The organism is Pseudomonas bohemica, assembly GCF_002934685.1.
GTDB classification, from domain to species: domain Bacteria; phylum Pseudomonadota; class Gammaproteobacteria; order Pseudomonadales; family Pseudomonadaceae; genus Aquipseudomonas; species Aquipseudomonas bohemica.
On record NZ_NKHL01000112.1, the window covers coordinates 16324 to 40748 of the forward strand.

The 24425-nt window shown below is 58.8% G+C and carries 25 protein-coding genes and 1 tRNA gene; 11 read left to right on the top strand and 15 right to left on the bottom strand.

The annotated features are described in order from the left end of the window. Positions 1-16: 16 nt before the first annotated feature. From CE491_RS17210 to CE491_RS17220, 3 genes are all read right to left on the bottom strand, one after another. Positions 17-628: a hypothetical protein gene (locus CE491_RS17210; RefSeq protein ID WP_199885147.1), complete on the bottom strand. Its 612-nt coding sequence runs from the start codon at positions 626-628 to the stop codon at positions 17-19. Beyond that, the gene (locus CE491_RS17215) at positions 603-1532 is read right to left on the bottom strand and encodes a hypothetical protein (protein ID WP_110949535.1); all 930 of its coding nucleotides are present in this window, start codon (positions 1530-1532) and stop codon (positions 603-605) included. Before CE491_RS17215 ends, CE491_RS17210 begins: the two co-directional genes overlap by 26 nt. 278 nt (positions 1533-1810) lie before the next feature. Beyond that, positions 1811-1887 (bottom strand) — tRNA-Val (locus CE491_RS17220). Between the two features lie 204 nt (positions 1888-2091). Between CE491_RS17220 and CE491_RS17225 the strand changes: the two genes are divergently transcribed. Beyond that, entirely contained in the window at positions 2092-3375 is a 1284-nt protein-coding gene (locus CE491_RS17225) for an NAD(P)/FAD-dependent oxidoreductase (RefSeq protein ID WP_110949536.1), read from the top strand. 238 nt (positions 3376-3613) lie between these two features. On the opposite strand, the gene CE491_RS17230 is transcribed toward CE491_RS17225, so the two are convergent. Next, positions 3614-4309 carry a cysteine peptidase family C39 domain-containing protein gene (locus CE491_RS17230; RefSeq protein WP_110949537.1) on the bottom strand — a complete coding sequence of 232 codons (696 nt, stop codon included), beginning with the start codon at positions 4307-4309 and terminating at the stop codon, positions 3614-3616. 218 nt (positions 4310-4527) lie between these two features. Here CE491_RS17230 and CE491_RS30300 point away from each other — a divergent pair, with 218 nt between their 5' ends. Further along, the gene (locus tag CE491_RS30300) at positions 4528-4704 is read left to right on the top strand and encodes a hypothetical protein (RefSeq protein WP_199885148.1); all 177 of its coding nucleotides are present in this window, start codon (positions 4528-4530) and stop codon (positions 4702-4704) included. 89 nt (positions 4705-4793) lie between these two features. On the opposite strand, the gene CE491_RS17235 is transcribed toward CE491_RS30300, so the two are convergent. Continuing rightward, on the bottom strand, positions 4794-5558 hold the full coding sequence (locus CE491_RS17235) for a TerC family protein (protein WP_110949538.1): 765 nt from the start codon (positions 5556-5558) through the stop codon (positions 4794-4796). 129 nt (positions 5559-5687) lie between these two features. Here CE491_RS17235 and nhaR point away from each other — a divergent pair, with 129 nt between their 5' ends. Continuing rightward, on the top strand, positions 5688-6584 hold the full coding sequence (nhaR, locus tag CE491_RS17240) for a transcriptional activator NhaR (protein WP_110949539.1): 897 nt from the start codon (positions 5688-5690) through the stop codon (positions 6582-6584). Here the strand turns inward: nhaR and CE491_RS17245 are convergent. Continuing rightward, entirely contained in the window at positions 6581-7738 is a 1158-nt protein-coding gene (locus CE491_RS17245; protein WP_110949540.1) for an MFS transporter, read from the bottom strand. The two genes, nhaR and CE491_RS17245, sit on opposite strands and share 4 nt — an antisense overlap. A 189-nt stretch (positions 7739-7927) precedes the next feature. Beyond that, positions 7928-8437, bottom strand: coding sequence for a DUF1993 domain-containing protein (locus CE491_RS17250; protein ID WP_110949541.1), 510 nt, complete (start codon positions 8435-8437; stop codon positions 7928-7930). A gap of 117 nt (positions 8438-8554) precedes the next feature. Between CE491_RS17250 and CE491_RS17255 the strand changes: the two genes are divergently transcribed. Beyond that, on the top strand, positions 8555-9232 hold the full coding sequence (locus CE491_RS17255) for a YceH family protein (protein ID WP_110949542.1): 678 nt from the start codon (positions 8555-8557) through the stop codon (positions 9230-9232). Between the two features lie 105 nt (positions 9233-9337). On the opposite strand, the gene CE491_RS17260 is transcribed toward CE491_RS17255, so the two are convergent. After that, positions 9338-10150, bottom strand: a complete 813-nt coding sequence (locus CE491_RS17260; RefSeq protein ID WP_110949543.1) for a shikimate 5-dehydrogenase — start codon at positions 10148-10150, stop codon at positions 9338-9340. A gap of 225 nt (positions 10151-10375) precedes the next feature. On the opposite strand from CE491_RS17260, the gene CE491_RS17265 reads away from it, so the two are divergent. The 3 genes from CE491_RS17265 (at position 10376) to CE491_RS17275 (ending at position 11588) form a co-directional block, all read left to right on the top strand. Continuing rightward, positions 10376-10720, top strand: coding sequence for a hypothetical protein (locus tag CE491_RS17265; protein ID WP_110949544.1), 345 nt, complete (start codon positions 10376-10378; stop codon positions 10718-10720). A gap of 282 nt (positions 10721-11002) precedes the next feature. Next, the gene (locus CE491_RS17270; RefSeq protein WP_110949545.1) at positions 11003-11197 is read left to right on the top strand and encodes a hypothetical protein; all 195 of its coding nucleotides are present in this window, start codon (positions 11003-11005) and stop codon (positions 11195-11197) included. A gap of 208 nt (positions 11198-11405) precedes the next feature. Then, positions 11406-11588, top strand: coding sequence for a hypothetical protein (locus tag CE491_RS17275; protein ID WP_110949546.1), 183 nt, complete (start codon positions 11406-11408; stop codon positions 11586-11588). Between the two features lie 131 nt (positions 11589-11719). On the opposite strand, the gene CE491_RS17280 is transcribed toward CE491_RS17275, so the two are convergent. Beyond that, positions 11720-12280 carry a hypothetical protein gene (locus tag CE491_RS17280; RefSeq protein ID WP_110949547.1) on the bottom strand — a complete coding sequence of 187 codons (561 nt, stop codon included), beginning with the start codon at positions 12278-12280 and terminating at the stop codon, positions 11720-11722. 276 nt (positions 12281-12556) lie between these two features. Between CE491_RS17280 and pbpG the strand changes: the two genes are divergently transcribed. Continuing rightward, the gene (gene pbpG / locus CE491_RS17285) at positions 12557-13498 is read left to right on the top strand and encodes a D-alanyl-D-alanine endopeptidase (protein ID WP_110949548.1); all 942 of its coding nucleotides are present in this window, start codon (positions 12557-12559) and stop codon (positions 13496-13498) included. A 54-nt stretch (positions 13499-13552) separates the two neighbouring features. Here pbpG and doeA read toward each other — a convergent pair whose 3' ends face one another. From doeA to ehuR, 5 genes are all read right to left on the bottom strand, one after another. Beyond that, positions 13553-15673 carry an ectoine hydrolase DoeA gene (gene doeA, locus CE491_RS30990; RefSeq protein WP_324881169.1) on the bottom strand — a complete coding sequence of 707 codons (2121 nt, stop codon included), beginning with the start codon at positions 15671-15673 and terminating at the stop codon, positions 13553-13555. Further along, complete coding sequence (locus CE491_RS17295) at positions 15555-16547, bottom strand: cyclodeaminase (RefSeq protein ID WP_110949550.1); 993 nt, start codon at positions 16545-16547, stop codon at positions 15555-15557. The genes doeA and CE491_RS17295 overlap by 119 nt, the downstream gene beginning before the upstream one ends. Positions 16548-16578: 31 nt before the next feature. After that, positions 16579-17550 (bottom strand): hydroxyectoine utilization dehydratase EutB, encoded by a 972-nt coding sequence (gene eutB, locus CE491_RS17300; RefSeq protein ID WP_110949551.1) that lies wholly within the window; start codon positions 17548-17550, stop codon positions 16579-16581. Between the two features lie 401 nt (positions 17551-17951). Beyond that, entirely contained in the window at positions 17952-18224 is a 273-nt protein-coding gene (locus CE491_RS17305) for a hypothetical protein (protein ID WP_199885150.1), read from the bottom strand. A gap of 123 nt (positions 18225-18347) precedes the next feature. Then, positions 18348-19742, bottom strand: a complete 1395-nt coding sequence (gene ehuR / locus CE491_RS17310) for a MocR-like ectoine utilization transcription factor EhuR (protein WP_110949669.1) — start codon at positions 19740-19742, stop codon at positions 18348-18350. Between the two features lie 296 nt (positions 19743-20038). Here ehuR and ehuA point away from each other — a divergent pair, with 296 nt between their 5' ends. Further along, the gene (ehuA, locus tag CE491_RS17315; RefSeq protein ID WP_110949553.1) at positions 20039-20833 is read left to right on the top strand and encodes an ectoine/hydroxyectoine ABC transporter ATP-binding protein EhuA; all 795 of its coding nucleotides are present in this window, start codon (positions 20039-20041) and stop codon (positions 20831-20833) included. A 136-nt stretch (positions 20834-20969) separates the two neighbouring features. Continuing rightward, complete coding sequence (locus CE491_RS17320) at positions 20970-21428, top strand: DUF2214 family protein (RefSeq protein WP_110949554.1); 459 nt, start codon at positions 20970-20972, stop codon at positions 21426-21428. Positions 21429-21512: 84 nt separating this feature from the next. Here the strand turns inward: CE491_RS17320 and CE491_RS17325 are convergent, their stop codons facing one another. Continuing rightward, on the bottom strand, positions 21513-22832 hold the full coding sequence (locus CE491_RS17325) for an Nramp family divalent metal transporter (RefSeq protein WP_110949555.1): 1320 nt from the start codon (positions 22830-22832) through the stop codon (positions 21513-21515). A 116-nt stretch (positions 22833-22948) separates the two neighbouring features. On the opposite strand from CE491_RS17325, the gene CE491_RS17330 reads away from it, so the two are divergent. Then, positions 22949-24385: an MFS transporter gene (locus CE491_RS17330; RefSeq protein ID WP_110949556.1), complete on the top strand. Its 1437-nt coding sequence runs from the start codon at positions 22949-22951 to the stop codon at positions 24383-24385. Positions 24386-24425 lie beyond the last annotated feature (40 nt).

Consider the following 24425-nt stretch of genomic DNA (forward strand, 5'->3'; position numbering starts at 1 on the left):
AGGCCCGGTGAAGCTTCTATAGCGTCCCCTTTCGATCCTGCTCTAGTTTTTCAACGCTGGCTTCGTCCAAGTGGGCAAACATAATCGCAAGGTTTTTCTTGATCAAAAACAGAGACAGCATAAGAAACGACACCGCCACGACTACCAAGAAAAAGCAGATAATTATAGTAGGAATCGATTTAAACAACCCGAGAGTTAATTGTGATATCGACGCAACAAAGCAAGAAGCAATGGTGTAGAAAATAATATTGCTTAGCCTACGAAGTGGTGAAAACAAAGTTTTATACTTATCCGCTCCATTTAATTTGAGGCCGTCCAGCCAATCTCGCTTGTACTTATCTGAATCGTAAACTTCCTTTTTCATGTTAACGATAATAAAGGTCTTGGCAGACATAAGGAATCCACCAAGAGCAAGAAAACCAGTAAACATACTCCCACGAAGATTGGAAGCATAAAAATCGTAAATTACCTTGGTGCTACCGGCCGGAAGCCAGATGAAGTCAGCTAATGTTTTAGGCTCACTGACAACCATAACAATAGCTACATAAAGCAAGACGGTGATAAAAAGAGAAACAGGGATAACCCATCGCTCCTTCATACTGCTAGGAAACCTTCTTACTGAAGACATGGGCATACTCCTTCTCGCATTTATCAGTAAGCGACTTGAATAAAACGCATGAAGTCAAATTGTGTGGTTCAAAAGTGCTCAAACCTTTCATAAAATCTGAGTAGCTCATCTCTCCGAAATTGACCGGAACATCCATAATTTTTAAGAAAGCAGACTCGTCAAGGTCATTCACCACTTCAATTTTCGCCGTTCGGTCCTTAACGGTGGAGATCATGCTTTTGATACCTTCGATGATCAAAGACGAATCAACGCTGGTATCGAAACGCACCTCATGCTTGGCTTTGGTGACCATTCCCTGAAACGGAGAGTCAGCACTCAATGAAGCTTCGACAGAGGCGACTTCGTATTTGAACGAGCGAATCTCACGATACGCCGAGAGCACAGTTTCTACGTCACGCGACTGAACTAGCATATCGAAATGGAGGCCGTGAAAAAAACGCGAATTGATCGCCTGCAATTGCTTTTTTGATGGATTCTCACCCAGCGTGCCCAAGGCTTTCTCCCGCTTTTCTTCCAAGTGACGACGATATCGGCCTTTTAACATCTCTCCAAAATTTGGAAGTGTGCAAGCTCCATAATGATACTGATAAAGCCCAAAGCCATTAAGCTTATTAATCACAAAAAAATTGAATTCGGCAATTTTTTCAAGATCAGCAAGATCAGAAATTTTTACCTTCAGCACACCTTTTTCATCGACCAGCGACGCAAAGCTTCTTTGGTTCTTCATGGTTATAACAACACCATAAAAATAATGCGAATCGCTATCGAACATAAACTTTCTAACATTTCCAGACTTGACCTTGAATTGTATCTCTACACCGACCAACGATGCTAAAAAATCCACAAGGTCAATATCGCTCTTCTCTGTCGAGAACGAAAAACCGTAGTTTTTGGAAATGTACATCTATTTTCAAATCCCTATGAATCAGGTGGAAGATCCCGGTTTCATGCATTAGTAAAGCCGAAGATCATGATGCGCGCGAGGCTACCCGACATTACGAATTAGGGCAATTGGACACCATCAACCAGCAAGGATTTTGCACTGCGATCTGATCAGTGGTCACCCTACGATGAGCCAGGGATAGGTGGGTGTTTTGCAAAGGTTTTGCAAAAGTTTTGCAAAAAAAAGGGCGACCATTTCTGATCGCCCTTCTCGAGCCCGCGTATTACGAGGCTTACAACTGGTAGGCGCGATTGGACTCGAACCAACGACCCCCACCATGTCAAGGTGGTGCTCTAACCAACTGAGCTACGTGCCTGCTGTGGGGTCGGCATTCTACGGATATTCAACAGTCTGTCAATGGATTGTTTTTATAACTCACTGAATGTTCTGGGCTTTTTATGTGACGCACCTTTGAGTGGCACATATCTAAGACACTCAGAGTCTCGATTCGGCTGGTGGCGGCGTTTTATCTCAGGTAGGATCGGCCCACTCGTAAAATATATTAAACAGGGCCAGCAGGATGACGAACACCGCATACCCACAGTCTTACTACGCCGCCTCCGCGAATCCCGCCCCCGCCCGCCCGGCGCTGCAAGGCGAGGTGGAGACCGATGTGTGCATCATCGGTGCCGGCTATACCGGACTGTCGAGCGCCCTGTTTCTGCTGGAAAACGGCTTCAAGGTCACAGTGCTGGAAGCTGCAAAGGTCGGCTTCGGCGCGTCGGGGCGCAATGGCGGGCAGATCGTCAACAGCTATAGCCGCGACATCGACGTCATCGAGCGCACGGTAGGCCCCCAACAGGCGCAATTGATGGGCCAGATGGCCTTCGAGGGCGCCCGTATCATCCGCGAACGGGTGGCCAAATACCAGATTCAGTGCGACCTCAAGGATGGTGGTGTCTTCGCCGCATTGACGCCTAAACAGATGGGCCATCTCGAGTCGCAACACAAACTCTGGGAACGCTACGGCCATACGCAGCTGGAACTGATGGATCAGCGCCGCATTCGCGAAGTAGTGGCCTGCGATCAGTACATAGGTGGCATGCTCGACATGAGCGGCGGCCATATTCATCCGTTGAATCTGGCGCTCGGCGAAGCGGCTGCAGTGGAATCGCTGGGGGGTGTGATCTACGAGCAGTCCGCAGCAATCAGAATCGAGCGCGGTGCGAGCCCCGTGGTGCACACCGCGCAAGGCAAGGTACGGGCGAAGTTCATCATCGTCGCCGGCAACGCGTATCTCGGCAATCTGGTGCCGGAACTGGCGGCCAAGTCGATGCCATGCGGTACACAAGTGATCACCACCGAGCCGCTCAGCGAACAGCTCGCCCGCACCTTGCTGCCGCAGGACTACTGCGTCGAAGACTGCAACTACCTGTTGGATTACTACCGTCTTTCCGGCGACAGGCGTTTGATCTTCGGGGGTGGAGTGGTCTATGGGGCGCGGGATCCTGCGAATATCGAGGCGATCATCCGGCCAAAGTTGCTCAAGGCGTTCCCGCAATTGAAGGATGTGAAGATCGACTACGCCTGGACCGGCAATTTCCTGCTGACCCTGTCACGCCTGCCGCAAGTCGGCCGGTTGGGCGACAACATCTATTACTCCCAAGGCTGCAGTGGCCACGGGGTGACCTACACCCATCTGGCGGGCAAGGTACTGGCCGAAGCACTGCGTGGACAGGCCGAGCGATTCGATGCCTTCGCCGGACTGCCGCACTACCCGTTTCCCGGCGGCCAATTGCTGCGCACCCCGCTGACGGCGCTGGGCGCGTGGTACTACAGCTTGCGGGATAGGTTGGGGCTTTGATGGTGCCCAAGCGGGAACATCGTGAATGAATTGGCTCTCCCACAGGGCACCGCGCTCGGATCACAAATCGTAGGGCGACGCTTATTTGTTGGAGCGCGCTCGCGATTGTGGGGGTCAGGCGAGGGTTTCGGCGCTGGCGCACCGCAATCGCGGACAAGCGCGCTCCTTGGCTCTGGCTCAGAAAACGCGCGTAGCTCACCTCGATAGTGATACCAGATCGACTCCAGCATCACTTCACTCAACGCGCGTTATTAAGCGCCTTCACCGCCTCGCCTGCGGCCTGTTCCTGGCCAGCCTGGGCGAGGTCGTTGGCGGACTTGAGCCAGCGCTCGCGATCGACCGGCGAGGGGAGTTGCCGTGGGCTTTGCACCAGCAATGCCCAATTGCCGGCGCTGTTCCAGTCCGAGGTGAACTCTTCAAAACTCACCGTCAAACGCCCAAGACCGGTATAGATCAGCACGCTGCGCCTGTTCTGGTTGAAACCGACGAGCACGCCGTAACGCTGCTCTTTCCACCACAAAGAACCGTCATTGAATCGGACCAGCACCGGGTAACCTGCGGATACCTGGGCCAAAAGGTCAGGAAATTGATGATCGACCGGATACACCACAAAGCCGTATTCTCGGGCCAGGTTCGCCATGTTCTGGTCGAGTTTGTCTTCCTCGCCTGGCAGTTTCAGCGGCTTTTCCAGCAGCCCTGGCGTGGTCTGCACGCCGTGCACAGTCAACATGCTGGCCAGCGCGAATGGACCGCTCTGATAAGCGTTGCCGCGGAAAAACGGCACCGAGTTGATTTCGACCCGATCCGGCAGGCGCTTGTATTCCGGGGGGTAACCGGGCTTGTAGGCGTGCGGGTCCGCACACCCTGCCAGCGCCAGCGCCGTTGCCAGCGCCAACCACGTCCATTTGGTTGCAGGAACTTGCGATCGAGACATTCTTCACTCACTTGTCGGGTGCCGGGCAGCCCGTAACCCGGGCTGGATGGCGATCATAGAACTGTCGACGTCCGGGGTATAGCCTCAATGCGCAGTGGTTAGCCCTGGATAGAACAAATCGGTCGCAGGATTGCTACCATCGGTCAATTTCCGGCAACAACCGGCGTACTAGACTGTCCGTTATCAAGAGAACGAAAAGTCTAGAGCCGGAGGAAGACATGAGCCTCGGAATGACCATTGTGATGTTGATTGCTGCCTGGCTGACCGTTGCCGGCGCCATGTTATGGGGAGTGATGCGCATTTCTCGTCGCCATAATCCGCATTATCGCAACGCCGAAGCGGCTAAACCTGCGCCGGTGACCCAACGCAAACATCGTCATGCCACCGCGCACTGACGCAACCCCTTTTTACCTACACGCAGTAGATAGCAAAACGGTCGGTGATGGCGTTCCCACCCCCGACCGTTTTCATCTGCACAAACCTGTCAGCTCTTCTGTCCTTGCGCTTCTGTGTCCAGCTTTCGCTGTCTGGCCCGGCGGGCCAGCATGTTCAGGACTTCAATCAGGGCCGAGAACGCCATCGCCGTATAGACATAACCCTTCGGCACGTGGGCACCGAAGCCTTCGGCAATCAATGTCATGCCGATCATGATCAGAAAGCCCAGCGCCAGCATGACCACCGTCGGGTTGTCATTGATGAACCTGGCCAACGGCTCGGAAGCCACCAACATCACGATCACAGCGGCAATCACGGCGATGACCATGATCGGCAAATGCTCGGTCATTCCAACCGCGGTAACGATGCTGTCGATGGAAAACACCAGGTCCAGCATCAGAATCTGACCAATGGCCGCCGCCATGCCCATGACCACAGTCTTGGAGACCGCCGCTTCCTGCTCGGTCTTGATGTCCATGCTGTGATGAATCTCGGTCGTCGCCTTCCATACCAGAAACAGGCCACCGGCAATCAGGATCATGTCCTTCCAGGAGAACGTCTGGCCGAATATGTCGATGACAGGCTCGGTCAATTGAACGATCCAGGCTACGGTGGTCAACAGGCCCAGACGCAGGATCAGCGCCATGCTGATACCGAGGCGACGGGCCCTGGTGCGCTGGTGCACCGGCAATTTGTTGGTCAGGATCGAGATGAAAATCAGGTTGTCGATACCCAGCACGATTTCCATGACAACCAGGGTCGCCAGGGCAATCCACGCCGTGGGGCTTGTAGCCAGTTCTAAAAGATATTCCATATGCCGGTATCCAGTGAGTCGTTTTGATGAGACAAGGCGGCATTCTAAGGACGGAAACACTTCAGGAAAATTCGTATTTATCAGGCGTATACTTCGTTTTTTACGAAGTGTCGTCGACAAGGCCGAATCGTGCTCAATTACCGTCAGTTGCATTATTTCTGGGTGGTGGCCAAGACAGGCAGCATCGTGCGTGCTTGCGAGCAGCTCAACCTCACGCCTCAAACCATCAGTGGACAGCTTAGCCTGCTGGAACAGACCTACGGCGTGGAGCTGTTCAAGCGCGTCGGGCGTCAGTTGGAGCTGACCGAAACGGGGCGGATCGCCCTGCCTTACGCCGAGCAGATGTTCCAGTTGGGGGGAGATCTTGAAGCGCTGTTGCGTGCCCAGCCCGATGAACAGCAGATTCTGTTTCGCATCGGGGTCGCCGACGTGGTACCCAAATCCATCGTTTATCGCCTGATCGCGCCGACCATGGCCTTGAGCGAGCCGATCCGCATCACTTGTCGCGAAGATCAGCTGGAACGCCTGTTGGCCGACCTCGCCATTCAGCGCCTGGACCTGGTGATTTCCGACAGCCCCATGCCCTCGCACCTGGACATCAAGGGTTACAGCCAGAAATTGGGCGAATGTGGTGTCAGCTTTTTCGCCACTGGGGCACTGGCCGCAACTTACGGACAGAACTTTCCCAAAGGCATGCAGGGCGCGCCGTTGCTGATTCCCGGCCAGCAAACCGTCGTGCGCAGCCGTCTGATGCGCTGGTTCGCCGAGCAGAACGTGCAGCCGAAGATCGTCGGTGAGTTCGATGACAGCGCCTTGATGAAGGCGTTCGGCAAATCCGGCAGTGGGATTTTCATTGCGCCCAGCGTGATTGCCGATGAGGTGATGGAGCAGTATGACGTTGAGTTGATCGGCCAGACTGACGCCGTGACCGAGTCGTTCTACGCGATCTCGGTCGAGCGCAAGGTCAAGCATCCGGGGATCGTCGCCATTACCGAAGGCGCGCGACGGCAGTTGTTCACCGATTAGGCAGTACAGCTGGCGGCGCGGGGTTTGACCACCATCAGCAGCAACGCGAGCAGGATCGACAGCAGAATGATCGCGGCAGCAGCGAAGCCCAGTTTGCCCAGGCCCAGATGATCGATCACTCGACCGCCAACGATCGCACCAATGCCGATCCCCAGGTTGGCTCCGGCAATGTTCAAGGAAGCCGCGAACGCCGGGGCCTGGGGCGCGGCTTTCATCAGCCGCACGTGGCTGACCAGGAACAACGCCGCCTGCGCCACGCCCCATACCGCCAAGGCCAGTGCCAGCGCGGGCCAGGACTGCATGCTCGGCACCACCATCACCATCCCGCCGATCATGAAGGTGCAGAAGGTCAGGCTGGCGATCAGCGGATGACGATCCACCAGTCGCCCGCCCAGCGAATTACCCAGCAGACCGACGGCGCCGAAGCCCATCAGACACCAGCCGACCACCGCGCCGTTGAAACCAGCCAGGCGTTCGAGCATGTCTGCCAGATAGGTGTAGGCAGTGAACATGCCGCTGAACACCAATACCGACAGCAGCACATGGCCTTGCATCATTGGACTGCGCAGGACGCGAAACTGACTGCTGAACGAGGCCTGGTCCTTGTGCATGCTCTTGGGGAGGTAGATGAACAGCAGCAAAGCCTTGGCGAACGCCACCACCGAGAGAATCACGAAGGCGCTGCGCCAACCGAACCCGTCGGAAATCAGCGTGCCCACCGGAATGCCGAACACCGTCGCGCAGACGATGCCGAAGCCGATTTTGGCGATCGCCCGGCCAGCATGATCGGGCCCGACGATATCCACCGCCGTTTCACTTGCCAGCGCCCAGAACACCGGCAGGCCGAGTGCCGGAATCAGCCGGGCGACGGCCATCACCCAGATATTGGGCGCTATGGCCGCGACCGCGTTGGCGACGCCGAACATGATCAGCACCGAGATGAACAGGTGCTTGCGCTCGAATCGGGAGAAGTACGCGGTCAGAAACGGACCGAAACAGGCGACGGTGAAGGCGAACAGGGTCACCAGCAGGCCGGCTTGCGGCGTGGTGACTGCCAGATCACGGGCGATGGCGGGCAACAAACCGACAATGACGAACTCTGTGGTCAGCACGGTGAAACCGGCGGCCGACAACAGATAGATGGGGAAGAACATGAAATCTCCAAAACGACGAAATGACCGGTCCTTGCGGAGCGGTCAATCGGGTGACATAGAGCGAAGCGCGAATAGTAACAGACAATAGCGCCCGAATCGTTCGACCGGCGCGTGGAAACCGAACCGCCGTCTGAAAAGCATCAGGCGGCGGCTTTTGATCAGACCTTCAGTGAGTCGGCACGTGGTCTATCAGTAGCTGCCCATGTAATCACGCTTGCCGACTTCCACGCCGTTGTGGCGCAGCAGGTCATAAGCGGTGGTGACGTGGAAGAAGAACTGCGGCAGCGAGTAATGCAGCAGGTAGGTCTGGGTGCTCAGACGTTTTTCTTTATCGGTGCCCGGACGCAGAACGATTTCGCCCTCTTCATTGCCGTTGACCTGCTCGGGAGTGATGGTGTCCAGGAACGCCAGCACCTTGGTCAGCAGCGCTTGCAGGTCGGCGAAGGTGGTTTCGGTGTCTTCGTATTTCGGCGGTTCGATACCGGACAGACGCGCGCCGGCACCCTTGGCGAAATCAACCGCGATCTGCACCTGACGGACCAGTTGAAACATGTCCGGGAACAGACGTGCCTGCAACAGCGCATCAGGCTGGATGTTTTTGGCGGTGGCGTGGGCTTCGCCCTTGGCCAGAACACCGCTCAGCGCGCTGAGCAGTTGTTTGAAGACAGGAATCGAAGCGGCGTACAGGGAAATAGTCATGGCAGTTCCTGAGGGGGTGAATTGCATTGATGGGCATGCCGTGCATGCGAACGCGGCTTGTCTTTTACCTCATCGTGCCCCTACCCTCATAGCCTTTTCAACATTTAGGAAAGGGCCATGTCCACCGAGCTGGATTCCGATAAAAGCGCCGACAATGCCGAAAGCGCAGACGTTCTGCAGCTGAACAGCACTGAAGTGCGCATTCTGGGCTGCCTGATCGAGAAGCAGGCCACCAACCCTGAAACCTATCCCCTGACCCTCAACGCCCTGGTGCTGGCGTGCAATCAGAAGACCAGCCGCGAGCCGGTGATGAACCTCACCCCCGGTCAGGTCGGGCAAAGCCTGCGCGCGCTGGAAAGCCTGCAACTGACCCGCCTGGTCATGGGCAGCCGGGCCGATCGCTGGGAACACCGGATCGACAAGACGCTGGAACTGGTGCCCGCGCAGGTGATCCTGACCGGCCTCCTGCTGTTGCGCGGACCGCAAACGGTCAACGAACTGCTGACCCGCAGCAACCGCATGCATGACTTCGAAGACAGCGAGGCAGTGGTGCATCAGTTGGAACGCCTGATCGGGCGCGGTCTGGCGGTACTGATCCCGAAACAGGCGGGCCAGCGCGAAGACCGCTATATGCATGCCCTGGGTGACCCCGCGGACATGCAAGCCATTCTCGCAGCGCGGCATAACCCGGCAGAGCGTTCGAGCGGCGGCAGCTCGGCGCTGGCAGAACGGGTCGAAGAGCTGGAAACACGGCTCGCGGCGCTGGAAGAGCGGCTGGCGAAGCTGGAAGGGTAAAGCGCGCTATCTATTGTAGGAGCGCTTGCCCGCGATGGGGATATGCGCGCAAGGGACAGTTCACCTGACACGAGGCTATCGCGGGCAAGCGCGCTCCTACAGCAGTCATGCTCGCGCGAACGCCGCTGCGGCCTGATACTGCTCTTCATTCGGGGTCACGCCGGTATAAAGAATGAACTGCTCCAACGCCTGAATTGCCGCGACCTGATCGCCGGTGATCAAACGCTTGCCGACGCTCTCGGCGTAAACGATGAACGGCGTGCGCGCCGGGGTAGCGACGACATCGAAGGCGGTGTCGGCGGCTTCGATGGCAGCTGCCTCGAATGCCAGCGCATCGGCCTGATCCCCCGCCATGCCCAAAGGCGTGACATTCACCAACAACGGCGGACGTTCGCCACCCAGTTCAGCCTGCCACTCGAAGCCACAGGTCTTCGCCAATGCCCTGCCCGCCGGCTCATTACGCGCAACGATCAAGCCGTCGCCAAAGCCGGCATCGCGCAGGGCACAGGCCACGGCCTTGGCCATGCCACCACTGCCGCGCAGGGCAAAGCGGGTGCGTGGCACGACGTGAGTGTCCACCAGTTGCGCCACGGCGATGTAATCGGTGTTGTAGGCCTTCAGCTGCCCGTCGGTGTTGACGATGGTATTGATCGACTCAATGGCGCAGGCCGAGGGATCCAACTCATCGACCAGCGCAATGCTCGCTTCCTTGAACGGCATCGACACGCCGCAGCCGCGAATCCCCAGGGAACGCATGCCCGCGATGGCCGCTGGAAGGTCGGTGGGAGAGAACGCCTTGTAATAGAAGTTAAGACCCAAGAGTTCATACAGGTAATTATGAAAGCGCACGCCGAAGTTACCGGGGCGTCCGGCGAGGGACATACATAACAGCGTTTCCTTGCTTGCTGTAACGGACATGAAATCTCCTGAACGGTATTAGGTAACACCCTAAGAAAGGTGTAAAATTCAGTTGGTTGCGGCGTCAACCGAGCAATTGTCATCAAAGTTGTCGAATACCTTACACAAAATTTACGCAACGGCTTCGCAGATTTTCTGAAAGTCGCTGTCTGATCAGTTATCCCGTGGCAGTGCCTGAGCGTAACGCAGGCTCGCGACAACGGGACTGAACACCGAGGAACAGTCATGATTCGTCACATCCCCAAGGTTGCCTTGTTGTTAGGTGCCCTCGCCCTCGCAGGCCAGGCTGAAGCCCATGGCGGCGGTCCAGGCTGGGGTGGAGCGGCAGTAATCGGTGCAGTCGTAGGCGGCGTGGTTGGCGCAGCCGTGGCTTCCGGTCCTGTGTATGCGGCTCCGGCTCCGGTGTACGCAGCACCCGCGCCGGTGTACTACGCACCGCCACCGCCGCCGGTTTATTACCAGCCGGCCTATGTAGTCGAGCGTCCGGTCGTGTACGGCCCGCGCTACTACGGTCCACCACGCTACGACGGCCCACCGCCGGGCTATTACCACGGTGGCGGCCGCTGGTAACAGCAGGCTTGCGACCCCAGTACTGCCGATCGCCGATCGGCAACTAACTGAATACATCGACCCCGCTCAACAGGCGGGGTCGACGTTTTTGGCTGTTACGTTCGGCCTTTGCGACCAATCGTTGCCAGTTGAATGAAAGTTTTGTCATATAACGCACAGCGGTTGATGTTCCAAGCCGGATAGCCCACGTCGCGTTCAGAACAGTCTGTCGCTCATTCCCTGTCCATACTGCAAAGACTCGCTCTGACTTATCGCAGTCATCATCAATAACAAGGGACGCCCATGCCGACACAGAACCCGCACCGCGCTATCGGCCTTTGCACTTCCAACAAGGTCTATAACGCCCTCACCGAGTTGAAAAGTCTCGAAAGCCATCGCACGGCCAAGTTCGTTTCACTGTTGGCACAGAATCTGGTCGAGAAAGGCGTGCTTTGCGAGCATGAAGTGCTCGCCATGCTGGACCAGGTCGTCGACTGAAGCGACCGAGCCTGCCGATCATTCCCATCGTCGACGGATCACATTTCTGAAGTACCCATTGCCCTGGAATGTGAAACGGCCGCATATTTGCGCGTCCGCTGCGCGAAATACATGACCTGTTGCTCATCAATGACGACTATTGAGCGCGGTGATTTCCGCTGGGTGCGATTGCGCCGTAGAGTAGCCCCACAGATTGATGGAGGCACTTATGACCAAGGTTCAAATCATGTCGGTGGTGGGTAGCGCGGTTCCCGCACAGCTTCGCGAGCGCGGTCTGCTGGCCTGCTGGTACCTGATGCACGATGGTGAGCCGGTGAGTGGTCCCCTGTCATCGCTACCAGCGGCGCAGGCGCTTTCGCAGCAACTGGAATCGCGCAAGCTCAACAGCTGAGACCCTATTGGTTTTGCCTGATCGTGTATGGCTCTGCAGTTCCCTTTAACCCGCATCCCCTGACGCGGGCTTTTTTTTGCATGTCGTTCAGCATCGGATTCGCCTGCGGAGTGGTCCCCGGCCCAGGGATGTCAAACCCGCTCGGCCAGCGTCGCATTCACCTGGCACCGATGCGCCAGTTTCTGCAGGCGTTTCTCGAGCGCACCCAGCACCACCCGGTCAGACCGCCCACTCTCCAGCTCTTCGATCATCTCATTGGCCACCAAACGGAGCTCGTGGGCGATGACCACCCGATCATCGTTCTGATCCAGCTTGTGCGACTCGAACAGGCGATGCAGATAATCTTCCAGCGTGCGCTGCAAACGATGCCGATCGGCCGCACGCAGGTGCACCAGGTTGACCGTGATCTTCGCCAACAGCTCATTGAGCTCCCCACACAGATACTGCATGCGTCTGGCATAGCCGGTCTCCCGATCACGCACCTGCTTGAGCTGTAACGCGAGGTCCTGGCGCTTCTGAATCGCTGGCACGGCAATCGCCATCATCAGCCCGACGATCAACCCGATCGCTTGAATCCAGCCCGCCCAGTCCGAAGGTCGCACAAACAGCCCCGCGACAAGCAGGAGCAGCGCAACGACCGCCGCGCCAAACACCAACGCCGCGTAATCCTTGCTGATAAAACCCTTCGGCATTGCACAACTCCTAGGTCATTTGAGTGAGAAGCATCGATGGCGTGGAATGCTAATCGGTGATCGGCCACAGTGCCACGAATATCGAAGCCACCGGTTTAAATACAGGCCTTCAGGATCCTTGACCTGAACGAATGCCATACAGCCCGCTTTTAATACCCAAACGTCCTGCGCAGCCCATCGACATAGTTAGAAACATGCTCCTAAAATGCGCCCATCTTGTTGTCGTTCTTTAAAAAGTCCGACCTTCCATGCTGTCTCCATCCATTTAAGTGAGCTTTGCTCTTGAAAATTCGCACATCACTCATCGGCCTATTATTTTTACTTACAGGCTCGGCACTTTCCACCGGTGCCCTTGCGAACGAACCCGCTGCTTTCAACCGCGATCCCGCCAACCTCCACCTGGCCTCCGGCAGTGCCATGATCACCGATCTGCAATCGGGTCAAGTGCTGTATTCGAGCAACCCTGACGTGATCGTGCCGATCGCCTCGGTGACCAAACTGATGACGGCGATGGTGACCCTGGACGCCAAATTGCCGATGGACGAGATGATCAAGGTCGACATCTCCCAGACAGCCGAAATGAAAGGCGTGTTTTCCCGCGTGAAACTGGGCAGCGAGCTCAATCGCCACGACATGCTGCTGATCGCCCTGATGTCCTCGGAAAACCGCGCGGCGGCCAGCCTCGCCCACAGTTATCCGGGCGGCTACCCGGCGTTCATCAAGGCGATGAACGCCAAGGCCAAGGCACTGGGTATGAGCCATACGGTGTACATGGAGCCAACCGGCCTCTCAGTGTTCAACGTGTCCACGGCCCGCGACCTGACGAAACTGGCCCTGGCGGCGCGTAACTATCCGATGCTGCGCGAGCTGAGCACCACGCAGGAAAAAACCGTGACCTTCCGCAAACCCAACTACACACTGGGCTTCAGCAACACGGATCATCTGGTGCGCAAATCCAACTGGGACATCAAGCTGACCAAGACCGGCTTCACCAATCAGGCCGGGCATTGCCTGGTGCTGCTGACCAGCATGGCCAACCGTCAGGTCTCGGTGGTGATTCTGGACGCCTTCGGCAAATACACCCACTTCGCCGACGCCAGTCGCATGCGTCTGTGGATGGAAACCGGCAAGAGCGGCCCGGCGCCGGAAGTGGCGTTGCAGTACAAGAAGGAAAAGAATCTGGTGATGAGGCAGAAAGGCCTGCAAGCCTCGGATTGATGGGCAAAACGCGAGGGTCGTCGATATGACGACCCTCGCCACTGCGCTGCTGATTTACAGCACTTCTGCCGCCACCTGATCCACCGCATCCCTGGCGATGCCGACGATCAGATCGGCATCCTCCCGCGTCAGGATCAGCGGCGGGGCGAAGCCGAGAATGTCGCCGTGGGGCATCGCGCGGGCGATCATTCCCCGCTGCAGACACGCCGCCGAGACTTTCGGACCGACCTTCAATGCAGCATCGAACGGGGTCCGGGCTTGCCGATCGGCCATGAACTCCACGGCCGCCAGCATTCCGTCGCCACGCACTTCGCCCACCAGCGGATGCCCGCTCAATGTTTCGCGCAGTCGGCTATTGAGGTAGGCACCGATTTCTTCGGCGTTCGCGGTGATGTTTTCTTTTTCCAGGATATCCAGATTGGCCAGTGCCGCAGCGGCGCAGATCGGATGCCCGGAATACGTCCAGCCATGCCCCATCGCGCCTTCGCGCTCGGAAGCTGAGTCGATGACATTCCACACTTTTTCACCAACGATCACTGCCGACAGCGGTGCATAGGCGCTGGTCAGCCCTTTGGCGGTGGTGATCAGGTCGGGCTTCATGCCATAGCGCTGACTGCCCATCTTCGAACCCAGGCGGCCGAAGGCACAGACCACTTCGTCAGCGATCAGCAGAATGTCGTATTTGTTCAGCACCGCCTGAATCGCCGCCCAGTACCCCTTGGGCGGAACGATGATGCCGCCGGTGCCCATCAGCGGCTCACCGATGAACGCCGCGACGGTGTCCGGACCTTCGGCCAGAATCATCTTCTCCAGCTCGTCGGCGCAATAACGGACGAACGCGGCTTCGTCCATGCCGGCCGGGGCTTTGCGATACCAGTGCGGGCAAACGGTGTGCATGATGCCTTCGGCGGGCATGAAGTGGAAGGTCATGCCCGGCTGCAATACGCTGGTGTCGCCGGGGCGCAGGCTCATGGTGCGCTCGCCCCAATCCGGCGGATAGCTGATACCGATTGGGTAACCGCAGCGGCTATCCTTGTGAATGTCGAATTTTTCCAGCACATCGAAAAACGCCCTGGCGATGTCGCCGGTTGTATTGCCGGGTTTGGCCGCCTCGAGACCGGCGGCGATGCCTTCGACCACCGCTTTCTCGCCTTCGATGAAATGCCTGGGCGGCTTGCCCAGATAGAGGGTGCGCGACAGCGGGCAGTGATAACGCTTGTAGCAACCGGCAATTTCGAAAAATGTCCCGGCGCCTTTTTCGAACGGCGTGTCATCCCAGGTCAGGTGCGGCGCGCTGGCGTCGGCGCCGGTCGGCAACAGCGGCACGATGGCCGGGTAGTCACCACCGTGACCATCCGCGCCGAGAATCCCGGTGCTGTAGATCTCCGCCACCAGTTCGTTCTTGCGCATACCCGGTTCGATGCGTTCATAAATGTGCGAATGCATGTTCTCGACGATGCGCGCCGCGATGCGCATGTAGCCGATTTCCTGCGGTGACTTGATCGCCCGCTGCCAGTTCACCAGCCCTACGGCATCCATCAGCATGGCGTGCGGCAGGTGTTTTTTCAGCGACAGGTAAGCCGCCGCGCTGAAGTAATAATTGTCCATTTCCAGGCCGATGTTCAGCGAGGCCCAGCCACGGGGTTCGAGCACCTCCTGGCACAAGTAGTCCATCGGATGGCGTTCCTGGGATTGCACATAGAAATCCGGGTAGCCAACGATGTTTTCGTGCTGCATGAAGACCGTGCGTTTGGCGCCGTTGGCATCCTGGCCGCGACCGAACCACACCGGCTCGCCCTCCATCGCCAGCAACACGCACTGATGCACGTAGAACGACCAACCGTCATAGCCGGTCAGCCAGGCCATGTTCGAGGGGTCAGTGACCAGCAGCAGTTCGATCCCTTGCGCCTGCATCGACTGGCGGACCTTGGCCAGACGCTGGGCGTATTCCTCCCGTGAGAAGGGAAGATTGACGACTATCTGAGACATGCAGATGCCCTCTTTAAAATGATGCTCTGATTGGAAATGTCGGGGTTTGAAGACCATTTCTGTAATCTCAACTGCAGAATCGCAGCCCCTTGCCCGCCCGGATTGCGCGCTCGAATGCCAGGTTGGCGATGGCCGTGTCCTGCGCGCCAGTGCCGGTGAGATCGCACAGGGTGATCTGTCGGTCATCGGTGCGACCGCTTCGTTGTCCGGCGATGATCTGCCCCAACTCGGCGAAAACCGACTCATCGCTGATCGCATTGGCGTTCAAGGCGTGATGCAGTTCGCCCAGCACACGGGCCTGGCTCAGGCGATCAGCCACGTAGCGGTCAACCTGTGCCAGCGCTTGTGGGGCGATCTCGTTTTTGTGCTCGGCATCCGACCCCATGGCGGTGATGTGCAGGCCCGGGTGCAAATGCGCGGCGGTGATCAACGGCTCGCGACTAGGGGTACAGGTGACAGCGATGTCCACGCCGTTGATGGCTTCGTCGATGCTCTGGCATACCTGGATAGCCAGTTTCGAGTCGTAGCCCAACTCGGCAGCGAAGACCTCGCTCTTGGCTGGGTCCCGCGCCCAGATGCGCACTTCCTCGATTGGTCGTACCAGGCGCAACGCCTGTAGCTGCAGGGCCGCCTGCTCGCCCGCGCCGATCAGTGCAACGCTGCGGCTGTTTTTGCGGGACAACCAGCGCGCCGCGACAGCGCCCGCGGCAGCAGTTCTAACCGCAGTCAGATAGCCATTGTCCATCAACAGCGCGTCCAGCAACCCGGTGTGGGCCGAAAGCAGCATCATCATGCCATTGAGGCTGGGCAGTCCCAGCATGGGGTTGTCGAAGAAACCCGGACTGACCTTGATCGCAAAGCGCTGCAAACCCGGCAGATATGCGGTTTTCACATCGACCTCGCCGTTGTGCTCGGGGATGTCCAGGCGCAGGATTGGCGGCATTGCCACGGCGGCGGTCGCGAGCAGCAAGAAGGCGTGCTCGATGGCATCGATACTGGGAAGATCCAGCGCGATGCAGGCGCGTAAATCGCTTTCGCTCAGCAGCGTGACGTCAGTCATCGGCGGCCCCCTTCGGTCATCGTCAAGGCGCTCATTGATTGGCTCCCGCCAGCACGCGCTGATGTTGTTCGAGATCGACATTGCGACCGCCGACGACCACCACGATTGGCCCCCTTGGCTCGATCAGGCCGTCCAGCAATGCCGAAATCCCCACGGCTGCCGCGCCCTCGACGACTTGCCGCTCTTCAAAGTAGGCGTGACGAACGCCGTTGCCGAGGGAGGCCTCATCCAGCAGATGAAGCTGATCGCACAGCGCGCGGGTCATGGAAAAGGTGAAGCGGTTGTCCAGGCCGATGCCGCCGCCCAACGAATCGGCGAGGGTTGGCAATTCCTGCACGTGCACCGGCTGGCCGGCCTCGAGGCTGGCGTGCATTGCTGCGCCGCGCTGCATCGAAATGCCGTGCAGACGAATGTTCGGGTTGGCGGCCTTGAGGGCCAGAGCCACGCCGCTGAACAGGCCGCCGCCGGACAGCGGAACCAGCACTTGAGCGACGTCCGGGATCTGTTCGATGATTTCCAGCCCCAGGGTGCCCTGCCCGGCGATGATCGCGGGGTGATCGAACGGCGGCAGCAGCGTGGCGCCCTGCTCCTGCGCGATACGCTCGGCCTCACGCTGGGCGTCGTCCTGGGACCGGCCGACGATGCAGACTTCAGCGCCCAGCTCTCGAATGGCCTGCACTTTGTTCGACGGGACCAACTGCGACAGGCAAATGGTCGCCTTGACCTGAAGCTGCGACGCCGCATAAGCCAACGCGCGACCATGATTGCCGGTGGACGCGGCCACGACACCGCGGGCCCTCTGTTCAGCCGTCAGTTGCGCGACCGCATTGCTCGCGCCACGCAATTTGAAACTGCCGGTGATCTGCTGCGACTCCAGCTTTAGGTACACCGCCACGCCCATGTGTCGAGAGAGACTGGGCGAGTATTCCATGGGCGTCTGCCGAATCAGCGACGCGATGCGCTGACGAGCTTGGTAGACATCGTTGAGCTGCAACCCAGACATGACCGCTTCCCGACTTGAGTGTTGATCGCAGTCTAAGAGCGGCCAATTGTGCTGATGAATGTACTAGGTCAATTTTCCGGGAAATCTTTTTATGACTTGGGGATGCTCTCTTCAATCCACACATCTCGCTGTGGGGTGAGCTTGCTCGCGAAGACGCCGGTGCAAACGCTACATCTCCAGCGCCTGAAATCCAGTCTTCGTGAGCAAGCTCACTGCCACAGGTCGCGCGCTGATTGAAATGCCTGGGCGTGCCTTGCCACTTCCACAGGTCCCAAGCTGACTGAAGTGTATGAGCATGCCTTGCCACTGCCACAGGTCCCAAGCTGACTGAAACGCCTGGGCCATGCCTTGGCAATCACCCTGTGGGAGCGAGCTTGCTCGCGAAGACGCCGGTGCAAACGCTACATCTCCAGCGCCTGAATCCAGTCTTCGTGAGCAAGCTCACTCCCACAGGCCGCGCGCTGATTGAAATGTATGGCCATGCTTTGCCACTCCCACAGGCCCCAAGCTGACTGACATACCTGGGCCATGCCTTGCCACTTCCACAGGTCCCAAGCTGACTGAAACGCCTTGGCCATGCCTTGCCACTGCCACAGGTCCCAAGCTGACTGAAACGCCTTGGCCATGCCTTGCCACTGCCACAGGTCCCAAGCTGACGGACATACCTGGGCCATGCCTTGGCAATCACCCTGTGGGAGCGAGCTTGCTCGCGAATGCATCAGTGCAAACGCTACATCTCCAGCGGCTGCAAGCCAGTCTTCGCGGGCAACCCGCTCCTGCCGGGGAGATGTGTCTGGCTAGAAATCATGGATGCTCGGATACTGCCCGAAGATCTCACGCATGCTGACGAGTGCGTCGCGCATCTCATCGTCCGTGCACTCGGCGCCGACGCACAGGCGCACGCCCCGCGCCCGGGGCACGCCACGCACGGTAAAAGGATCAGGGGATGCCACGGCAATATGTCGCTGGCGCAAGGTTCGCACCAGGCTGTCCAGCTCCCAGTGTTTGGGGATGCCGATCCAGGTGTTGAGCGAGTTGGGATGCTGGCCCTGGATGTATTCACCCAGATGCTCGGTGACCATCGCCTGGCGCGCGTTCAACAGTCGACGCTGCAGGCGCAACAAGGTGTCGGCACGACCGTCGCGGATCCAGCGTGCCGCCACTTCGGCCATCATCGGCGTCGCCATCCAGCTGTTGACCCGCAGGATGCTTTCTGTGCGCAGCGCCAGGCGCTTGGGCATGGTCAGGAAACCGACGCGCATGCCGGTGAGAATCGACTTTGTCATGCTGGTGCAATAGAACGATAACTCCGGCAGATAGTGGCTGATGGGCGGCGCGCGGCGCTCATCCAACAACGGCCCGTACACGTCGTCTTCGATAATGTGCACGCCGAACCGCCGGGCGATGTCGGCGATTTCGCGTCGCCTGTCGTCGGGCATCAGGCTGGTGGTGGGGTTGTTCAGATTCGGCGTGCAGACCAGCGCCGTGATCCGTTCGTTGCTGCACATGTCCTCAAAATGTTCGGGGTCGATGCCGTGTCGATCCATTTCCAGGCCCTTGAGGGTGAAGCCCAGTACCTGGGAATCGCCGATCACACCGTGGTCGGTCAGGCCCTCGCACAGCACGACATCGTCGGGCCCGGCCAGGGAAGCCAGCGCCAGAAAGATTCCGTGGGCAGCGCCATTGGTGATCAGGATGTCTTCGCGCTCGACCTTCAACCCCTGGCGGCCGATCCAGTGCGCAGCCGCCTCGCGATGGGACTCGAAACCGGCAATGGGGCGACAGGCCCGGATCCACGGCTGATCCTCCTCGGTGCTCAGTTCGGCGCAGGTGTCGCGCCAGAAGCGATCGTGCTCGCGGGTGTGCATGATGCGCGCGGTGGAGAAGTCGACCAGTGCCCGCTCAGGACTGTCGAGAATGTAGGTCGCGACCCGGTCACTCATGCGCCGCGAGACGAAGCTGCCGCGCCCGACCTCACAACGCACCAGCCCCTGACGCTCCAGCTCTTTATAGGCATTGGTCACCGTCTGCACGCTGATGCCCACCGCATCGGCCACCTGGCGCTGGGGCGGCAGACGCTGATCGTCCACAAGCACGGCCTTTTCGATGTCGCTGGCGATGGCCTGAACCAGAATCTTGTACTTGGATTCGCCACCTCGGGCCTGATCCACGGCGGCTCGCCATTTTTGCATCATTGTCAGTTGTCCTCGGCTCAAGGTCTCGGCGCGCACGTGTAAGAGCGCGCTTGCACGCGATTGCGTCATGGCAGAAGCCTCGATGTACCAGGCAGGATGCAGTCGCGGGCAAGCACGCTCCTCCAACAGGGGGCGCGACTCCATGCGCACAGCATCGTTCTCGCTTATCTGGTACGGCGCTTCGAACTGCGCCTGGAGCTACGCTAATGACTACTACCGTTTCGACCTCGTCGGCCGCCTTCTCGCAACGGCAGCAACGATCGCCGACCACGCACCCGCATGAGGTTAACGCCATGCCCCTGTCCGACACGGCCCAGCCTCTGGTGAGCTTCAAGGACGTGACCAAGCGCTACGGCAACTTCACGGTGCTGGACGAACTCAACCTGAACGTCGCGCTTGGTGAAAAAGTCGCGATCATCGGTCCCAGCGGCTCGGGCAAATCGACGTTGTTGCGGGTATTGATGACGCTGGAGGGGATCGACGAAGGCCTGATTCAGGTCGATGGCGAATCCCTGACCCACATGCCCGGTCGCGGCGGGCTGCTGGTGCCGGCCAACGACCGGCATATTCGCAAGGTGCGCGGCAAGATCGGCATGGTGTTCCAAAGCTTCAATCTGTTCCCGCACATGACCGCCCTGCAAAACGTAATCGAGGCCCCGGTGCATGTGTTGGGCATCAATCCCAAGGAAGCGGGTGAACGCGCCGCCGATTTGCTGGAGTTGGTCGGTCTGGGCAGCAAACTCGATCACTACCCTTCGCAACTTTCCGGAGGCCAGCAACAGCGCGTCGCCATTGCGCGGGCGTTGGCAATGCGTCCTAAAGTGATGCTCTTCGACGAAGTGACTTCGGCGCTGGACCCCGAGTTGTGTGGCGAAGTGCTTAACGTGATCCGCAAGCTCGGTGCCGAGCACAAACTGACGATGCTGATGGTGACGCACCAGATGGGTTTTGCCCGGGAATTCGCCGACCGCGTGTGCTTCTTCTACAAAGGCCGGATCCATGAGCAGGGAACGCCGTCGCAGATCTTCGAGAACCCGCAGCAGGAACGAACCTGTGCATTTCTGAGTGCAGTGAAAGAAGCAAATTGAAGACGCTACAGCCCCCATTCAGGAAGATTTGTCGCTTTTAGACCGGTCTGTCGTTGCCAGCAAGGCAAGCCGCCGGTTACCCGCTACGCTTGAGATGTATCGGCTTGTTTCAAAGACCGCTCGGGGGAGTTGCATCATGGTCGTCAAATGGATACTGGCTGCGTTGCATTTGTTGGCTTTCGGCTTTGCGCTGGCGGCGGTTCTGGCTCGGGGGCGGGCGTTGCGCAGGTTGCGCACTGACGATCCGCGCTCTTTTCGCGACGTGTTCGTGGTCGACAATATCTGGGGCGTTTCGGCGGGAATATTGCTGATCACCGGCGCGTTCCGCGCATTCGGGGGGTTGGAGAAAGGCTCTTACTACTACCTTCACCAACCCTTGTTTCATCTGAAAATGACGGCTTTCGTCGCCATTCTGGCGCTGGAAGTGGTGCCCATGTTCGCCTTGATCAAATGGCGCATCGCGTTCAAGAAGCAACAGCCCATCGACACTTCCCGCTCACGACGCTTCGCGCGGATCAGCCATATGGAAGCAGCGTTGATGGTGATCATCGTGATTGCCGCGACGGGCATGGCGCGGGGGATATTGTTGAGTTGAGTATCGAATGCGGGCGACGCATAACCTGCAGGAGCCGGCCCGCAGCAAGCCAGCCCCTACAGGACCGAGAAGGAACCGGGCTTCTCAATTCACCCAGAAAAACATCAACATCAGATTCGCCGCCGATATCAGCCCGAACAGTCCCCATGCCAGCACCTTGGTCACAGCGTTGTTGGCAAAAGGCCCCATCAGCTGTTTGTCGCTGGTGAAACGAATCAACGGCCACAAGGCGAACGGCAGTTGCAGGCTGAGGACGACCTGACTGAGCACCAGCATCTTGCCCACGGCGCCGTCGCCAAACCAGATCACTCCGACCAGCGCTGGAATCAGCGCCAGCCCCCGGGTGATCAGCCGCCGCTGCCAGCACGGAATCTTCGCGTTGAGAAACCCTTCCAGCACCACCTGGCCGGCGATGGTGCCGGTGAAGGTCGAGCTCTGCCCTGCTGCCAGCAGCGCGATACCAAACAGCACGCTGGCCAGGGTTCCGCCCACCAGCGGATCGAGCAGGTGATAGGCGTCCTGGATTTCCACCACATCCGCATGGCCGCTGCCGTGGAAGGCGGCTGCGGCGAGGATCAGGATCGCCGCGTTGATCACCAGCGCCATGCTCAGCGAGGCGATGGTATCGACCCGCGCATAACGAATCGCGCTGGCCTTGCTCGCCTGGGAAGTACCATTGACCCGGGTCTGCACCACCGAGGAATGCAGGTACAGGTTATGCGGCATCACCGTGGCGCCGAGAATGCCGATGGCGATGTACAACGGCTCCTGATTGCTCAGCACATCCCAGGAGGGTTTCAGCCCTGCGACCACATCCGGCCAGAACGGTTTGATCAGCACCAGTTCGATGAAAAAGCAGGTGGCGATGGTGGCGATCAGGCCCAGGATGATGGCTTCCAGGCGCCGGAAATTAGCGCCCTGCAAGGCCAGCACGATGACCGTATCGAACGCGGTCAGCACCACGCCGGTGGTGATCGAAACCCCCAGCAGCAAATGGAAAGCCAGGGCTGCGCCCAGCACTTCGGCAAGGTCCGTGGCCAGAATCGACATCTCGGCCAGAATCCATTGCCCCATGCCCACCCGGCGGCTATAGCGCTCGGCGGACAACTGCGCCAGATCGCGCCCCGTGGCAATGCCCAGTCGCGAGCAGAGATTTTGCAGCACCATGCCCGAAAGGCTGGCCAGCACCACCACGAACAGCAACGCGTAACCGAATCGGGAACCGGCCTCGATGGCGGTGGCCCAGTTGCCGGGGTCCATGTAGCCGATGGAGATCAACAGACCGGGGCCGACGAACAACATCAGCTTGCGCAGAAACGACGCATCGGCCGGAATCGCGACCCTGTCGGTCACGGCGGAGGGGCAGAACGGTGCGGTGGCAGTGGTGGGGAGTTTGTACTTCACAGGAATCCGGTGGGTGATTGCGATCAGTCATGGAGCTTAAACGCAGGGAAATATTTTGTCTTGAATCTCTGCAAAAGCTCTAACATGCGTCGTCCCACGGAACTGGAAAAACAATAATGTCTGCGCATTCACACACCTGCGACCATCCCGAAACGCAACGCGACGGCATCGACCCGGTCCGCGCCGCGCGTATTTCTGCACGCATCGACCGCCTGCCTGCGGTCGCCACGATCTGGAAACTGGTGGCGTTGCTGTCCATTGGCGGCTTCTTCGAGCTGTATGACCTGTTCCAGACCGCCTACATCAGCCCCGGTCTGATTCGCGACGGCCTGTTCGCCACCGGCGCGCAAGGCGTGTTCGGTTTTTCTGACCAGGCGGCTTTCGCCTCGGCGACCTTCCTCGGCCTGTTTCTCGGCGCCAGCCTGCTCAGCCCGATTGCCGACCGCTTCGGCCGGCGTGCGATCTTCACCTTCGCGCTGATCTGGTACACCGTCGCCACGGTGCTGATGGGCGTGCAGACTTCTGCGCTGGGCATTATCTGCATGCGCTTTCTGGTGGGCATTGGGCTGGGCATCGAGTTGGTTACCATCGACGCCTACCTGTCGGAACTGGTGCCCAAGCGCATGCGCAGTTCGGCGTTCGCCTTCGCTTTCTTCGTTCAGTTTCTGTCAGTGCCTTCGGTGGCATTGATGTCCTGGTGGCTGGTGCCGCAGGATCCGTTCGGCATCGCGGGCTGGCGCTGGGTGGTGATCGCCAGCGCAGTGTTCGCGCTGTTTATCTGGTGGCTACGCTCCCGCCTGCCCGAATCACCCCGCTGGCTGGCGCAACACGGGCGTTTCGCCGAAGCCGAAAAGATCATGGATGAACTGGAAGCGCGCTGCGTGAAAGACCACGGCCAAGCGCTGGACGAGCCGGAAACCCATGACGTGGCAGTCGAGGGCAAAGGCCGTTTCGCCGACATCTGGCAGCCGCCCTATCGTCGTCGTGCATTGATGCTGATCGTGTTCCACGTCTTTCAGGCCATTGGCTTCTTCGGCTTCGGCAACTGGCTGCCGGCGTTGCTGTCCGGTCAGGGCGTCAGCGTGACCCACAGCCTGGCCTACGCCTTCATCATCACCCTCGCCTACCCGCTCGGGCCGCTGCTGTTCGTGAAGTTCGCCAACCGTTTCGAGAACAAATGGCAGATCGTCGGCTCAGCGCTGGGCGCGATGATCTTCGGCACATTGTTCGCGCAGCAAAGTACGGCGGCGGGGCTGATTTTCTGCGGGGTGATGATCACCTTCTGCAATGCCTGGCTCAGCTTCAGCTATCACTCGTACCAGAGCGAACTGTTCCCGACCAACATCCGTGCCCGCGCGGTGGGGTTCTGCTATTCGTTCAGTCGCCTGTCGACGGTGTTCAGCAGCTTGTTGATCGGCCTGTTCCTCGATCACTTTGGCACGCCGGGCGTGTTGACCTTCATCGTCATCAGCATGTTGATCGTGATGATCACCATCGGCGGGTTTGGGCCGAAGACGCGGAATCTGGCGTTGGAGGATATTGCGCATCAGTGAAGAGCGCCTGCTCTCAAGCGCTCTTGAGCTGGACGGCGGT